This window comes from Floridaenema fluviatile BLCC-F154, assembly GCF_041929135.1.
Lineage (GTDB): Bacteria > Cyanobacteriota > Cyanobacteriia > Cyanobacteriales > Aerosakkonemataceae > Floridanema > Floridanema fluviatile.
Genome location: NZ_JBHFNS010000084.1, coordinates 1 through 15049 on the forward strand (window position 1 = coordinate 1; position 15049 = coordinate 15049).

9 protein-coding genes and 1 pseudogene are annotated in these 15049 nt (G+C 38.7%); 5 read left to right on the forward strand and 5 right to left on the reverse strand.

Annotation, left to right across the window (positions count from 1 at the left end):
* Window positions 1–294: 294 nt before the first annotated feature.
* Window positions 295–999, reverse strand: coding sequence for an ExbD/TolR family protein (locus ACE1B6_RS22655; RefSeq protein ID WP_413259542.1), 705 nt, complete (start codon window positions 997–999; stop codon window positions 295–297).
* 610 nt (window positions 1000–1609) lie between these two features.
* Window positions 1610–2225: pseudogene (locus tag ACE1B6_RS22660) on the reverse strand (MotA/TolQ/ExbB proton channel family protein); the annotation flags it as partial.
* Between the two features lie 248 nt (window positions 2226–2473).
* Between ACE1B6_RS22660 and ACE1B6_RS22665 the strand changes: the two are divergent.
* The 3 genes from ACE1B6_RS22665 (at window position 2474) to ACE1B6_RS22675 (ending at window position 6259) form a co-directional block, all read left to right on the forward strand.
* Window positions 2474–2794, forward strand: coding sequence for a YkvA family protein (locus ACE1B6_RS22665; protein WP_413259543.1), 321 nt, complete (start codon window positions 2474–2476; stop codon window positions 2792–2794).
* A gap of 348 nt (window positions 2795–3142) precedes the next feature.
* A complete protein-coding gene (locus ACE1B6_RS22670) occupies window positions 3143–5629 on the forward strand; it encodes an HAD-IC family P-type ATPase (RefSeq protein ID WP_413259544.1) in 2487 nt (828 codons plus the stop codon).
* Between the two features lie 24 nt (window positions 5630–5653).
* Window positions 5654–6259, forward strand: a complete 606-nt coding sequence (locus tag ACE1B6_RS22675) for a hypothetical protein (RefSeq protein ID WP_413259545.1) — start codon at window positions 5654–5656, stop codon at window positions 6257–6259.
* A 44-nt stretch (window positions 6260–6303) separates the two neighbouring features.
* On the opposite strand, the gene ACE1B6_RS22680 is transcribed toward ACE1B6_RS22675, so the two are convergent.
* Both ACE1B6_RS22680 and ACE1B6_RS22685 read right to left on the reverse strand, forming a co-directional pair.
* Window positions 6304–6693, reverse strand: a complete 390-nt coding sequence (locus tag ACE1B6_RS22680) for a hypothetical protein (protein WP_413259546.1) — start codon at window positions 6691–6693, stop codon at window positions 6304–6306.
* Between the two features lie 68 nt (window positions 6694–6761).
* The gene (locus ACE1B6_RS22685) at window positions 6762–7328 is read right to left on the reverse strand and encodes a hypothetical protein (RefSeq protein WP_413259547.1); all 567 of its coding nucleotides are present in this window, start codon (window positions 7326–7328) and stop codon (window positions 6762–6764) included.
* Window positions 7329–7637: 309 nt separating this feature from the next.
* Between ACE1B6_RS22685 and ACE1B6_RS22690 the strand changes: the two genes are divergently transcribed.
* Window positions 7638–9605, forward strand: coding sequence for an FAD-dependent oxidoreductase (locus tag ACE1B6_RS22690; RefSeq protein WP_413259548.1), 1968 nt, complete (start codon window positions 7638–7640; stop codon window positions 9603–9605).
* Between the two features lie 323 nt (window positions 9606–9928).
* Window positions 9929–13186 (forward strand): PAS domain-containing protein, encoded by a 3258-nt coding sequence (locus tag ACE1B6_RS22695; RefSeq protein ID WP_413259549.1) that lies wholly within the window; start codon window positions 9929–9931, stop codon window positions 13184–13186.
* On the opposite strand, the gene ACE1B6_RS22700 is transcribed toward ACE1B6_RS22695, so the two are convergent.
* Window positions 13119–14918 (reverse strand): cyclase family protein, encoded by a 1800-nt coding sequence (locus ACE1B6_RS22700; RefSeq protein ID WP_413259550.1) that lies wholly within the window; start codon window positions 14916–14918, stop codon window positions 13119–13121. The two genes, ACE1B6_RS22695 and ACE1B6_RS22700, sit on opposite strands and share 68 nt — an antisense overlap.
* Window positions 14919–15049: the final 131 nt, after the last annotated feature.

The following is a 15049-nucleotide window of genomic DNA, read 5'->3' on the forward strand; positions in this document are numbered from 1 at the left end:
TGGATTAGCTTCAGATTAACATATTTTACCCACAACTGGTAGAATTAAATCGTTGCTACGCTTCTGAGGCGAGCTGGTCGGATTTCATCCCCCGCTAACCTGCGGTGTAACGGGGGCATTCATCCGACATTTTTAGGTAACTATATTTTCCTAAATTCGATCGGCTACAATACTGCTCGGTTAAGGGTAGGGGCACGCTACGCGAACGCTCCTACAGACAACAAATTTGCTTAACCGAGCAGTATTGGGAGATGGGGAGATTCTTGAACTCAAAACTGCCCCTGTGCAACCCTTCTAAGGCGAACTCTCTGGAGTTGCGCCAGGAGTAGAAGTTCCGGGAGTTTGTGCGCCGGGGGTGGGAACTGTTCCGGGAGTGATGACACCGGGGGTGGGAAGCGTTCCGGGAGTGATGACACCGGGGGTAGGAATGGGGAGTGTTCCGGGTACTTGTGCACCAGGGGTGGGAATGGGGAGTGCTCCGGGAGTTCCGGCATCTGGGGTGGGAGTGGGGAGTGTTCCGGGAGTGATGACACCGGGAAAACTTGGGGTGGGTAGGGGAGAAACTGCGCCGGGAACTTGCTCGGAGGTTTCTGGTTCAGGTAAAGTGGCTAGGGCTACGCGATCGCCTCCCACTGCCTGCATTTTATCCAAAACTTGCACTACATCATTATAAAAAGCTGTTTTGGAAGCGTATAAAACCATTGTTCCTTGAGGATTTTGTTGATTAAATTCCCGCAATCTTTGTTCTAATTGTTCTGGAGTTACTAACTGATTTTCCACATAAATTTGATTGTAGGGATTGATGCTGACTAATAATCTAGAAGATATTTGGGGTGTAGTGGCGTTACTAGCTTGAGGCAAATCAACAGTAATTGCTTGCTGCCTAGTTAAACCGACAGCTGCTAACAAAAAGAAAGTCAATATACAAAATATTACGTCAATTAGGGGCAGAATTTCTATTCTAGCTTCATCAGATGAATTATCAAGATTTAGTTTCATTTGGGAAAAATCACCTAACTTAAAGAACATTGAAAAATGATTTTTTGATTAGTGCCGATGTCAGTGCATGATTGCAGCCAGATAAATCGGCACTCAACTTTTCATCTATTTTAGTCTTTTCTGCTGTCTTCTACTGTTGTCTCTGAAGTTTCAGAAAAGTTAGGATTGCTTGTTGCGCGATCGTCAACATCAACATCAGCATCAACATTTTCGGAAGTGGTTGATACTTCATTTGCTGGGAATTCATCTGAATAGTTATCGCTGATTGTTGCTGTTTCCGGTGTTTCTGTAAAACTGCTTTCTTTCATCCCGTAGTCGTTATTTGCGATCCGATTTCGTAACCGTTGAAATAAACCAGTTTTGCTCGGTACAGTAGGATTAATTTCCTCTGTTGCAGTTTCGGTTGATGGCAAATCCGAATCTGTTTCGGGAGTTTGCACAATGGTTTCTGCCTGAATTTGAGTTGTAGTTTCTTCAGGTTCAACAAAATCTCTAGTAATTGGAGGAGAAACTATTTCCTCTTCTGGTTCAACTTCTTCTGTTTTAATTACTGGTTTTTGTGGTGCGTTTCTCTTTTTGCCTTTGCGACCTGAGCTTAAACTAACTTGTGACCAATACTGACGATAAAGCAATTCTAATTCGCTACCAGACCGATGAAAAATTTTCATCTGATTAAATAGCAAAACTTGAAACAAACGGTAAAAAGCTAAAGTGACGATCGCCACTACCAACCCCGTAGCCGTACTAATTAAAGCTTCCCCAATTCCTAAAGTTACTCCACTAGTGGAAGGAGTTCCTAAATCACTAATCCGAATCGATCGCAACGAAACAATTAAACCCCAAACCGTACCAAACAAACCCAGCAAGGGCGCTAAACCAATAATTGCTTCTAAAATTTTGTCTCCACCGCGCATCGAGTTTAACTCTTCGTGGGCTGTACTTTCCAGTGCTAGCTTAAACACTTCTGGATCTGGTTGACCCAAGCGCAATGGTGCGTAAAGAAACCTGCCGATTGGCTTATTGCTGGCACGTCTAGCAATTTCCTTCGCCGCTTCCCAGTCCTGCACCGCTGCATCTAAAACTCGATTAACGATCTCCTTTTCTTTGCTGAGAATTCTTGCCCAGAACCACAGACGCTCCAGGATCACGGTCAAAGACAGGATCGACAGACCTAGCAAAGGCCACATTGCTGGCCCACCTAATTGGAAAATTTCTACAATATTCACAGTTTTGGGTTTCCTCCGTAGTTTAATCTCTTTGCAAAAAGTTCTGTCGCCCAGGTCGCTGGTAACGAGTCTTAGGCAACTTAAATTGTAAAGAAAGAGGGCGCAGCAAAGACGGTTATCACCTGAATTAATTTCAGAAAATCTAATGCAATCTTTGCCAAAGGGCAATAAAACCTAATGACGGATATCCACACCAGTTTCTTAAAGGGGCTTTTGCCAGAATAAAAGTAGCTGGAAGGTAAATAGAAATGAAAAATTTAGTTCAATCATTTTACAACTGGTATCGCGGCACAATTCGTAATCCTAAATATCGTTGGTGGTTAGTTTTAGGAACTTTGGCTTATTTGTTTAGTCCAATAGATATTGCTCCTGATTTCTTACCGATCGTCGGATGGATTGATGATGCTGCAATTACGGCACTATTAGTTTCCGAAGTATCTCAGATCTTCATCGATTATGTCAAATTGCGCCAAGGTCAACACGAGAGCGATGTTGCTGATAATGTTACCGAAAGCGCCAAAACCGTTGATGATACCGTAGTGGAAGTTAATGCTGTTTCTGTTGAATAAATAAAAAATACACTATGCCTTAATAAACCCTTTCCTAGCCAGTGGAAGGGTTTATTGTTTTGTCTGGTTGCTAATTTAAATTAGAAATCAGTTCTTTGGGAATTTATTAATTTACTTCACGAAATCAGCAAAGAAAAATGTCACAATAGCCACTATTATCGCCGGAATTAGTAATTTATTCCGAAAATCCCTCGAGCGAATTTGGTAGATAATTATCAGTTCATTCCTCGTTTGAGATATCATAGATCAGCTTCCTAATAGGCAGCAATATTAACTGGAAGGCGATTCTGCTTTTTTCCGATCGCTTCTAGTAGTAAGATTTGTGCCAAGTATTATTTATTACATAGTATGACTGAAGCAAATATTCCCCAAACTTATGGGTTAACTGGACTAACTGAGGATGAAGCGATCGCTCGCCTGAGTGCTGGACAAGGTAATAATGTTAAACTACAAACCAGCCGTTCTTATAAACAAATCCTCCAAGAAAACCTCTTTACTTTTATTAACTGGATTTTCTTTGCCATTAGTGCAGTCTTTTTCCTCTTAGGTAAAGTCGGCGATAGCATCCTGGTAGTAGTAGTAATCGTCGGGGGAATAATAATTAATATATACCAGGAAATTTGGGCAAAAAGAAAGTTAGATAAAATTGCTTTACTCAATCGACCAAAAGCCACTGTAATTCGAGAAGGTAGAGAAAGAAATATCGATCCGGCAGAAATTGTTTTGGGGGATATCCTATTAATTAGACCCGGAGATCAAATTGTTGTTGATGGGGTAGTAGTTGGCGAAGGTCGGATGGAGGTTGATGAATCTCTGTTAACTGGTGAATCAGATATGATTCTGAAATTTGCCGGACAATCGGTTTTTTCTGGGACTTTTTGTGTTAGCGGTAGTGCTTGCTGTGAAGTGCAAAAGGTGGGAACCGAAACCTTAGCTTATAAATTAACAATTGGTGCAAGAGCTTTTCGACAAGTTTTAACGCCTCTCCAGAGAGAAATTAATGTAGTAATTCGAGTTTTTATGTTAATTGCTTGCTTTCTCTGGATTTTAATTAGTATTAGTTTTCTCAGTCGTTCTTATTCTTTATCTGATTTGTTGCAGAGAGCAGCGGTAATTGCCGGGTTAGTACCAGCCGGGTTGCTGTTGGCAATTACTTTGGCTTATGGGCTAGGTGCTGTGAAAATGATCGGGCAAAATGTCTTGATTCAGCAAGCAAATGCGGTGGAATCTTTAAGTAATGTTGATGTGCTTTGTTTAGATAAGACTGGGACTTTAACGACTAATGAAATTAACTTAGAAAAAATTTATCCTCTCAATATTGATGAAACAGAATTACGATCGCTCTTAGGAGATTTCGCTGCTGCAACTAAAGTGGGAAATAAAACTAGTGATGCACTGGCTTTAGCTTGTCCGGGAACAGTGCGATCGCTAATTGCGGAAGTGCCTTTTTCTTCCAGTCGTAAATGGAGTGCGATCGCCTTTGACGATCGATTAAACCCAGGTATTTATATTTTAGGAGCACCGGAAGTTTTAACAAAAAATATAGATTTAACCCCAGAAATTAAGGAACATATCACCGCCGAAACAAACAAAGGTTTACGAGTAGTTTTATTCGCTCATAGTCCTGATGTTGTAGCAATAAAAAACTGGCATTGTGCAACTAATAATCAACCTGTAGAAGTAGAATTACCAGCACATTTAGTCCCGTTAGCAGTTCTGAGTTTTAGCGATCGATTGCGCCCCGAAGCTTACGAAACTATTCAAGGATTCGCTAAAGCCGGAATTGAAATTAAAATTATTTCTGGCGATCATCCTCAAACAGTAGCAGCATTAGCCAAACAAGCTGGAATCAATACAGATTTAGCAGTAGTTTCGGGACAAGAATTAGCGCAAATGAACCCCTTGGAATTTGCCCAAACTGCGAAAAACGCCAGAATTTTTGGGCGAATTACTCCCGAACAAAAAGCTCAATTAGTAGAAAGTTTACGCAAAACAGGACACTATGTAGCCATGATTGGTGATGGAGTCAATGATGTACTTTCCTTAAAAAGGGCAAATTTAGCGATCGCAATGGAAAGCGGTAGTAAAGCCACTAGAGGCATAGCTGATATTGTCTTACTCAAAGATTCTTTTGCTGCTTTACCTTATACTTTTTTGGAAGGACAAAGAATTCGTAATGGCATTTTTGATATTTTAAAACTGTTTTTAGTCCGGGTATTTTGTGTAACTTTACTAATCTTTGCCACAGCCATAGTAACTGATAGTTTCCCCTTAGAAAATAAGCAAAGTGCTTTAGTTTCCTTAATTGGTGTTGGATTACCAACAATTTGCATTCCAATTTGGGCAAAACCGGGAATTTTACCAAGACGAAGTATGGTACAGTCAATGCTACATTTTACAATCCCAGCTACAATCACAATTACCTTAACTGCCCTCTTCGTTTATTTATATTATTTAGTTTGGGCTGTTTTAGATTTACCGCCAAATGCGGATTTATCTGAAGTTGATTATTCGATTCCTCGCAGTGCTTTAGCGACAATTTTAATTTTATGTCAATTGTTTCTGATTCTCTTTTTGAAACCACCTACTAATTCTTGGGTAGGAGGGGAAAGATTAAGCGGTGATTGGCGATATACAATTACTGCTGGAGTTTTATTATTAGTATATATTGTAATTATCTCTGTGCCACCTTTACGGCGATTTTTTGAGCTTTGGCATTTTGGCGTTTTGGATTATTTATTTATGGGTTTAGTAGCATTAGAATGGTGTTTATTAGTTCGGTTTATGTGGCGAAGCAAATTTTTAGATAAGTTTTTGGGTGTTGAATTGTACTAGAAAGTTTTAGGTAGTTAATTAATAATGAACGATGCGGATTTTAAAGCTAAACAAGTAGATCGAGTTAAGTTATTGGATTGGGTGATGATTATTGGTGGTGCGATCGCCCTTGTCACAACCGGAATCATTGGATTAGGCATCAAAGCTTATAATAACGCCCTCGATCCCAAACGAGCCGAAGCAGTAGCTAAAAGTATTATTGATTATCGCATTCCCGGTGGTTCTCAAGGAAAATTCGGCATTAAATTTGCCGGAATTAAACTTGCCATAGTTCACAGCAAAACCTCGCCGCCCGATGTTGAAATATTTGTGATGCAAACGCCGTTAAACCGCGATACCCGGAGACAAGAAGAAATAGAAAGATTGCGAAGCCCGATCGAACCAACACCAACCCAATTTGAAATCTCTTCTTCTACTAAAGAAAACTTGAAATTCTGCAATAAACAGCTGAATGTCACCATTGACGAAGGCAGTTATTTATTAGAAGATCGAGCCTCAACTCTACCTGCGGTGCAATATAGTGTTAGTACTATCAACAACAATGAAAGACTGATTGTAGAAGTACAAGCAACAGGTAAAAATGCTAAACAAAAAGCTTTAGCAGTTTTTAAATCAATCCAGTGTAAGTAAAGGTAAGTTGTTGCGCTTTGGCGTAAAGCGCAACAACTTACTTTTCACAGTAAAGTTTGGGGAGAGTAGCCTAAATCTTCAATGAATTGATCGCAAAACTCTTCAATTTCTGCGGTATTTGGGCTACCATGAGCAACTACAGCTACCTGATAATTGGCGATTACATAAAGGGGAGATTTTCCAATTTCCAAAGCCCACATTGCCATTTTTATTTGAATTTCTGGTTGATAAGGAATCCCGAATTCATCTAATACAGCGCGAAAATCTCCTTCTTCTTCTGAGTTTAGATAACTCAAAAATTTGATTTTAACTACCCAGCCATCTAAGTCATGAATTACAGTAATAAAATTAATTCCTAACCAGGGGCGAGAATTTAAGTAATCTATAACTCGGAGGGTTAAACTCGCATTAGCAAAATAGTAAACGTATTCCATAACTTAACCTAACTTCCTCTAATTAAATGATTCCGAAACTTGCACAATGATTAGTTATTACCAAATCTTTATTGAAACTGAATATGAGAAAAATTAACTGCTAGTGCAGCTAACTTTCTTTGGGCTGCAAAAAATAAACGCTTATCCCACAGTTGAATAAATCTTTCCTCAAGTCTCCCTTTATACCTTTCACTAAAACAATCAGAAGCTATAACTTCATTCAAAATATATTTTAATACTTTAAAGTGCTTGTTTAAATCGTCTTCATTGGACTGATCGGTAATAATTAATTCTTCGACTAAATTCCAATAATCCAGATAACCGTTCAGTATTCCTAAGTCAATATCGCGGACAATTTCCCAATAGGGAACCGCATCACTTTCGGAAAAAAATCTTCCTTCATCAAAACTAGGATCTGGGGAAGAATGATCCAGACTGCGATCGTTCAGTTCATCGATGCAGGAAGGGATAAATTCTTCATTAGACCGGAGAAAAATATTTAAGAAATTATATGTCCACAATAGGTTAGTATACTTGTCTTTTTGCTCTGCTAACAGATGAGGATGATCCTTAACAGACTTGATATGTTTTCGCATTAACAGCTTGACAGTGCAATAAGCGTCTTTTCCTGACATATTGGTTCTCCGGGATGGTTAGTCTGAATCGGTAAATAATTTACCTGACTATACTTTTAAAGTAATATTTGTGACTATATTTAGTCTTCACCATACCAGGTGAATTATTATCACCCAATTAGGTGAAGGATAAAAAAAATTGACATTTAGTAAAAAGTCTTTATTAATTGATTAAGTTAAATGCCCAGATTTCCTTGCCTGTGGCTGATCTCCAGGGAAAAATTAAATCCTGAGTCAGACAGTGAAAAGTGGATAATAGTTTGGGTACAGTAACAGACTCCCGCACACTTTACTACTTGCACTGAATCAATGTGGCAACCTCGTTCATTTCGGCAATTAATCTGGCAAATATCGATTTGCGCTGCTTTAGTTGTGGTCGTTTTAGCTGTTGCTTCCGGTAACTATAAGCATCGCCCTTTATTGGCGTTATTGAATTCGTTTTTTACCGAGTCGGAACAGCAACCGGAAAGGGAAAATCCTTCTCGGAGATTATCGCTGTTAGCTAATGGTAGACCGCGACTCGATCCGTTACCTGCGGCGAAAGAGGTTTGGCAATGTGAAGTGGTGGTGGTTGGTGGTTCTTTGGGGGGAGTAGCGGCAGCTTCTCAGGCAATGAAATCTGGGGCGAAGACTTGTTTAATTGAGTTAACGCCTTGGTTTGGGGGACAGATTAGTTCTCAAGGTGTGTCTGCGATCGATGAGTCAGACACAATGGTAAAACGGAATAATTTTTCTAATGATTGGAACTCTTTTAAACAGTTGATTAAACGGCAACAGATTAAGTTGCCAGCTTGGGCGAAACAAAAGCAAAAATTGACTGTTGATGATACTAATAGTTGCTGGGTAGGAAGGTTATGTTTTCCGCCCAAGGTAGGGGAACAAGCGGCGCGACAATTGCTGAATTCCGCGGCTAAATCTGCGCCTGGGAGTCGTTGGGGGGCGGGAATTGCTTTTAAGGGGGCAGAATTTGATGCTACAGGTAGGTTGATTACGGCGATTTATGGGGTACGGCGAATTCCGCGCGATCGCAATTATGTACCGAGAGGTCGCCTTTCGGAAGATTTACCTTCTTGGTATTCTTGGTCAAGTACGAATACTTATCAGAAAGTACCAATTCGTTTAGAAGCGCCACCAGGAAAAAGATTGATCGTGATTGATGCTACAGATACAGGCGAATTGGTAGCTTGGGCGAGAATTCCCCATCGTGTAGGTTCGGAGTCTTATACTACGACTGGGGAAGTTAACGCTTCCCTGAAAGATAATCCTGATTGTACTCAAGCTTTTACTTTTACTTTTGTCTTAGCAATTAAAAACGATTACGGAATTAGTCGGGCGATTTTATCTCAACATAGACCGATATTTTCTGAGGCGGAACATCGAGATCATTTTGATTTGATTGGGTTTCCCATGTTTGATGGACGTAGCTTTTTTAAGTATCGTCGGATTGTCAGTGCTAAGCATAATCGCCGATTTGAAGGTAATCCATCTTTCGGAGATATGACTGTAGTTAATTGGTTTCATGGTAACAATTGGAACTTAATGAATCCACCTTTGTTAATGGGTGAATTAAGGTTAATTCAAACTGGGCAATACCAAAATTGGTTGGGGGGAATTTCTACTACTGCGTTAAAGCATGGCGAGGATCGGGCTTTGTTATTTTCTGAGTGGTTAATGGAAGTAGCAAAAAAGGCTAATTCTCAGTTTCCTCTGGCACATTTATCAGGTAAAGATTCGCCAATGGGTACGCTTTCAGGGTTGAGTATGATGCCTTATTTTCGCGAGGGAAGAAGGATTATTGGCAGAAAAGCTTACGGTCAAACTAATTTTATGATTCGGGAACAAGATATGAGAAAAGATATGTCTGGGGGGCGAAATTTTCAACCGACTGCGATCGGTGTTACTCATTATGATGTGGATATTCAAGGTTGTATGTATCGTAATTGGGTTCAACCTTGGGAAGCGCAAAGTGCGGGAACTACAGAAGATAAAGTTAAACCTGTAATTATTCCTTTGGAAAGCTTGATTCCTCAAGGAGTAGATAATTTATTAATTGGTGGAAAGGCGATCGCTGTGACGCATATTGTTAATGGTGTAACTCGCATTCATCAAGGGGAATGGAGTGTGGGTGCAGCAGCGGGCGCAACTGCGGGTTGGATTTTGCAGCAAAATAACCCAAAATTAACTCCAACTGCGATCGTTCCCAATAAATTAATGCCTAAGTTACATCAACACTTAAGAAATCAAGGGTTGCGCTTTACTTGGTATCAATCTCGATAAAAATTTGGTTCATTGCCAGGGAACTCTTCCGTATTTTTCCTGTGGCGCTCTCACCATAGAACGGCTTATAGATATTAGGTAATCAACTTTTCGTTGTCGCTTAATAATTTTATGTTTTGTCATGTTGCTTAGGCAATTAATTGGGGAATAATAGATTTATCGGTAAATAGTGAGAATGAATTCAATGTAGCGAATGAGTCGATCGCTGGAAATGGTATTAATAAATACCTTAGTTCGTTAAATAACGTTACAGTCCTTTACTTTATCCCTAAAGATCAATGAAGACAGCTAAGGAAACCAATATAGCTCTTCCGCATAATAATATGAAAGTGCTTCTGATTGAAGACAATTTAAAAGATGTAGAATCAATTAGGGAAGTGTTGTTAAAAACTTACGGAGAAAGTCAGTTAAATTTAGTTAATGTTGGCTGTCTGCAAGCGGGTAAAGAAGTTTTAAGTGCGGCAAAGTTTGATGTAGTTTTGTTGGATTTAACCTTACCCGATCGCCAAGGAATAGAAACAATTATTCAGCTAAAAAACTCCGGGGTAAAAACTCCAATTGTCGTTTTATTAGAAAATAATGACCAAAGATTAGCTTTATCAACAATTGATGCAGGTGCAGAATTTTATTTAGTAAAAAACAGTATTGATAGTCAGGTTTTAATTCATTGTTTCAATTATGCCGTGGAACGTCAGCGCACAGAAAATGAAGTTCATTTATTATTAGATGCAACTACGGCGATTAATCAGTCTCAAGATCTAAATGAAGCTCTAGCAGTTACTTTGGATTTATTATGTAAGCAGATCAATTGGAACTTTGGCGAAGCTTGGATTGTTAGTGACGATCGGACGTTAGTTTATAGTCCAGGTTGGTATAGTGGCGATCGGAGATTAGAAGAGTTTGTCGAACATAGCCAAAAATTAAAACTTTTACCTGGTGAAGGATTACCGGGAAGAGTTTTTTTATCAGGAAATCCCGAATGGATAGAAGATCTAACTGCAACCGAGAAATCAGTTTTTGTTCGATGCGAAATTACCGCTAAATTAGGGTTAAAAAGCTGTTTTGGTTTACCGATTATTGGGGATAGTGAAGTATTAGCTGTACTGGTGTTTTTCCAAGAAAGGAAAACTTGTGAAGACAAACATTTATTAGAACTTTTGCGTGCAGTAGCGACACAGTTGGGTTCGCATATTCAACGGAAAAAAACCGCAGCAGCTTTACAGTTAAGTGAGGAAAGGTTAAATTTAGCGATCGCTGCTAGCAATTTAGGTTTATGGGATTGGAATATTAGTACTGGAGAAATATATTTTAATTCCTACTGGAAGCAGATGCTAGAGTATGAAGAAACAGAAATTGAAGGTAATTATACAGCTTTTGAAGAACTAGTACATCCAGAAGATCTGCCGCAGATATTGCAAATTTTAAGCGAGCATTTAGCAGGTTCGACTGATTTTTATGAAGCAGAATTTCGGATGCAAAGTAAATCGGGAGAGTGGAAATGGATACTTTCACGAGGTAAAGTTTCCCAGTATGATGAAACAGGTAAACCGTTACGGATGACGGGAACTCATCAAGATATTAGCGATCGGAAAAAAGTCGAAGAAGCTAACTCAGAACTAACCCGCAAGTTTCAAGAATCCCAAAAAATTGCTCACATTGGCAATTGGGAATATGATGTATTGACAGGAACAATTACTTGGTCAAATGAACTATCTCGAATCTTGGGCGTTAACTCGGAAAAAGTACCCAGTTTTAATGAACTAATAGAACTGATTCACCCGGAAGATAGAGAAGCATTTTTAAGAGTTGTAGAAATAGCATTAACTAAAGGTACACCTTATGAAATGGATCATCGAATTATCCGACCTGATGGAGTAATTAGATATCTTAACAGTAAAGGTCAAGCATTACGTACTAACCATAAACCGCAACATCGCAATAGATTCGGTTATGTGTTGCGTTTATTTGGGACTTCAATAGATATTACTGAACGTTGTCAAGCGGAAGCAGCTTTGCAACAGCAATTTTTAAGACAACGTTTATTAGCAGCGATTCTGGAAAGAATTCGTAAATCTTTAAATTCGGAAGAAGTTTTACAAACAGCAGTAGAAGAAGTGAGACGGTTTTTGTTAACCGATCGCACAATTATTTATCGCTTCAATCCTGACTGGAGTGGTGTAATTCTTGTAGAATCTGTAGCTGAAGAATATATGCCAGTTTACGGGATAGTCATTCAAGATAATTGCTTTGTAGAAAAGTATGTTCCTCTCTATCAAAAAGGCAGAATTCGAGCTATAGAAGATATTTACAATGGTGAATTACATAAATGTCATGCGGATAGATTAGCACAATTGCAAATTCAAGCGAATATCGTAGTTCCGATCTTACAAGGCGAAAATTTATGGGGATTATTAATTGCTCATCATTGTCGCAGTCCGCGAAAATGGCAAGAATCAGAAATTGATTGTTTAAAGGAAATCGGCGTACAACTAGGAATTGCCATTCAGCAATCCACACTTTTTGAACAAGCGCAAATTGAAATTGCTGAACGTCAAAAAGCAGAGTTAGCTTTGCGGGAAAGTCAAGCTAAATTGCAGGAAAAAAACCAACAACTGAAAAGTACCTTAAAAGATTTGAAACAAACCCAAACTCAGTTAATTCAAAGTGAAAAAATGGTAAGCTTGGGTCAAGTTGTAGCGGGAATAGCTCATGAAATTAACAACCCAATAAGTTTTATATATGGTAATCTCGATTATGCTAACGAATATGTAAAAACTCTCTTTAAACTAGTGCAATCATATAGCACTTATTATCCTAATCCACCATACGAAATTCAGCAACAAATTGAAGAAAACGATCTAGGGTTTATTATTCAAGATTTCCCCAAACTTTTGAATTCTATGCAATCAGGCGCAGAAAGAATTGAAAAGATAGTGAAATCGTTACGCACTTTTTCGCGTTTGGATGAAGCAGATATGAAGTCTGTGGATATTCATGAAGGGATAGAAAGTACGTTAATGTTGTTGCAAGGTCGCCTGAAATGTCCAGAGAAAAAATTAGCAATTCAGGTAATTAGAAATTATAGCGAATTACCATTAGTAGAATGTTATGCAGGACAGCTAAATCAGGTAATTATGAATTTGCTCAGTAATGCGATCGACTCTTTCGAGTCACGCTCCGCGATCGAAGCATTAGAAGAAAAAGAGCAAAACGGCAGCATAGAAGAAATTTCTGCCGATCCTCATCCTAGTAGGATTACTATTCGGACTTATCTTTCTGCGATCGGAAATGTAGCAATATCTATTTCTGACAACGGTTGTGGCATCCCGGAATCTATTCGTAAACGAGTATTTGACCCATTTTTTACTACTAAACCTGTAGGTCAAGGAACAGGTTTAGGGTTATCAGTTGCTCACTCAATTATTGAACGTCACGGCGGTAAAATTACCTGTGAATCGGAATTGGGAAAAGGAACAAAATTCATTGTAGAAATTCCTTTAGAACAGTGTAGTACTATGGTAAAAACGCCAGTACAGCAGCAGGAGAACCAGAACCATCTTTCAATCGTAAAACACCAATAATTAAAGTTGTTCCTCTAGCAGGTAACTGTTCTAAATTAGTCAAATTTTCTAAGACTATTCGCGGTTTTTCCAGCATCAAACTATTAACAGTAAAAGTAGTATCTTGCCCGGAATCTACTCCATGAGTATCAATTCCCAAACCGGAAATTCTCCGTTCTTTGAGTAAAAACAAAACTGCTTCTTTGCTAATACCCGGAAAGTGTATTTTCCCTGATGAATCTGGATTTAAAAACTGTTTATTGTCTAACCATTTCTCTTGCCAACCCGTATAAACTAAGACGATACTATCAGCAGGAAGTTTGCCATTTTGTTGTTCCCAATTCCAAATATCAGTAATGCTTAAGAGATAATCGGGATTAGTTATTGCTTGGTTACTAATATCAATTACTACCGCATCTTTAACTAAAGATGAAGCTAAATATCCATCTATTCCAATTCCTGAACTGTGAAAACTTAGAGGTGAATTGATATGTGTGGCGCTATGTTCTCCCAAAGAAAACCGTCGCAAATAGTAACCATCTTTGGCTAATTCCGCCACTGTTTGTAATTCTACAGTTGGATCTCCAGGCCATTGAGGAATGTTAGAATCTATAATATGACTTAGGTGAATAACTTGGGAATATTTAATAGTTTTTTGGTTAGGTTTTGGATTAGTTAATCTCTGCAAAGTTGCCTCTTTAATTGCTTGTGTTTGTCCAGAAACAGTGAAGACTAATGCCTCTCGATAAACTCTTTGTGCGGGATGAAATTTGAGGTTAGCTGCACCACTAGAAATGGTAATTGCTGCGTGAGCGCAACGTACTGCTAAGGCGATCGCCCACCCCCGCAATTTATGTTTCTCTACTAAAGCTAAATTTACATCTTCTTGCGCTTCTCTAATCGCTTGACGACAATCATTAAATTCCGAATATAAATCCTGAAAACTTTCCTCAAGAAAAGGCAAAGATTTAGTTTTATTCGCCGCTTCTACAATATCAATTCCCGCCAAAGCACAACCCAAAGCTAAAAAGGTAGTTTGTTTTAAAATACTCTTTTTATCGTTATCATGAATCCAATCTTTTGGTTTAATAAAAACAACTTTCTCCCGTGCTAAAAACCATTGCTGCAAATTAGCAGCAACAGTATTAGTAGCTGTCATCGCTGCTAATTCCATCGGTTCAGCAAAACTAATTAAACCTTGATTTTCCTGCTGAGTTTCAACTAAAGGAACCACACCAAAAACCGCTTCACCATTAGGTAAAGTAGCAGCAATAATAAACTCAGAAAATATTTTCCAACCAGTTACCCAAGGTACTTTTCCCTCTATTAAAAAACCCCCGGTAATAGGAATTGCTTTAACAAATGGTTCACCATTCCTTCGCAAATGAGAAAAACCAATCCCTAATAAACGTTTTCCCTGACTCATCAAAGGCAAATACTCTTGTTTTAAAGCAATGTTTTCACTTTGAGAAATCATCGCCGCTGCACTTTGATGTTGAGTTTGCAAAAAAGCTAAAGCACCCGAATATCTAGCAACTAATTCTTGGTAATCATCAAATGTTTGTTGATTAACTTCTAAACCTCCCCATTCTTGGGTAATTCTTAAGCCTAATAATCCTAATTCTGCAAGTCCATTGAGTGCTTTTTGTAATGCTTCGGAGTCATAATCTATTACTGCGGCGTTTGGTGCAACAGAGTTAATTAAGTAGGATTTAGTTTGCTCTAGCAAAGTATATAATTGATTCATGTTCATGATAATTATAACAGTCCGTTGTAACGACTTCAGTCGTTGTGTTGTTAGAGAGTAGGACTAAAGTCCCTACAACGAACCAAATTTATCACAGTCCGTTGTAACGACTTCAGTCGTTGCCTTTTCAGCTAGTA

Excerpts from the sequence above, each read along its gene's own strand:
- ACE1B6_RS22700 (WP_413259550.1), bottom strand. The coding sequence starts at position 14,918 with ATGAACATGAATCAATTATATACTTTGCTAGAGCAAACTAAATCCTAC.
- ACE1B6_RS22665 (WP_413259543.1), top strand. The coding sequence starts at position 2,474 with ATGAAAAATTTAGTTCAATCATTTTACAACTGGTATCGCGGCACAATT.
- ACE1B6_RS22675 (WP_413259545.1), top strand. The coding sequence starts at position 5,654 with ATGAACGATGCGGATTTTAAAGCTAAACAAGTAGATCGAGTTAAGTTA.
- ACE1B6_RS22670 (WP_413259544.1), top strand. The coding sequence starts at position 3,143 with ATGACTGAAGCAAATATTCCCCAAACTTATGGGTTAACTGGACTAACT.
- ACE1B6_RS22685 (WP_413259547.1), bottom strand. The coding sequence starts at position 7,328 with ATGTCAGGAAAAGACGCTTATTGCACTGTCAAGCTGTTAATGCGAAAA.
- ACE1B6_RS22695 (WP_413259549.1), top strand. The coding sequence starts at position 9,929 with ATGAAAGTGCTTCTGATTGAAGACAATTTAAAAGATGTAGAATCAATT.
- ACE1B6_RS22680 (WP_413259546.1), bottom strand. The coding sequence starts at position 6,693 with ATGGAATACGTTTACTATTTTGCTAATGCGAGTTTAACCCTCCGAGTT.
- ACE1B6_RS22690 (WP_413259548.1), top strand. The coding sequence starts at position 7,638 with ATGTGGCAACCTCGTTCATTTCGGCAATTAATCTGGCAAATATCGATT.
- ACE1B6_RS22655 (WP_413259542.1), bottom strand. The coding sequence starts at position 999 with ATGAAACTAAATCTTGATAATTCATCTGATGAAGCTAGAATAGAAATT.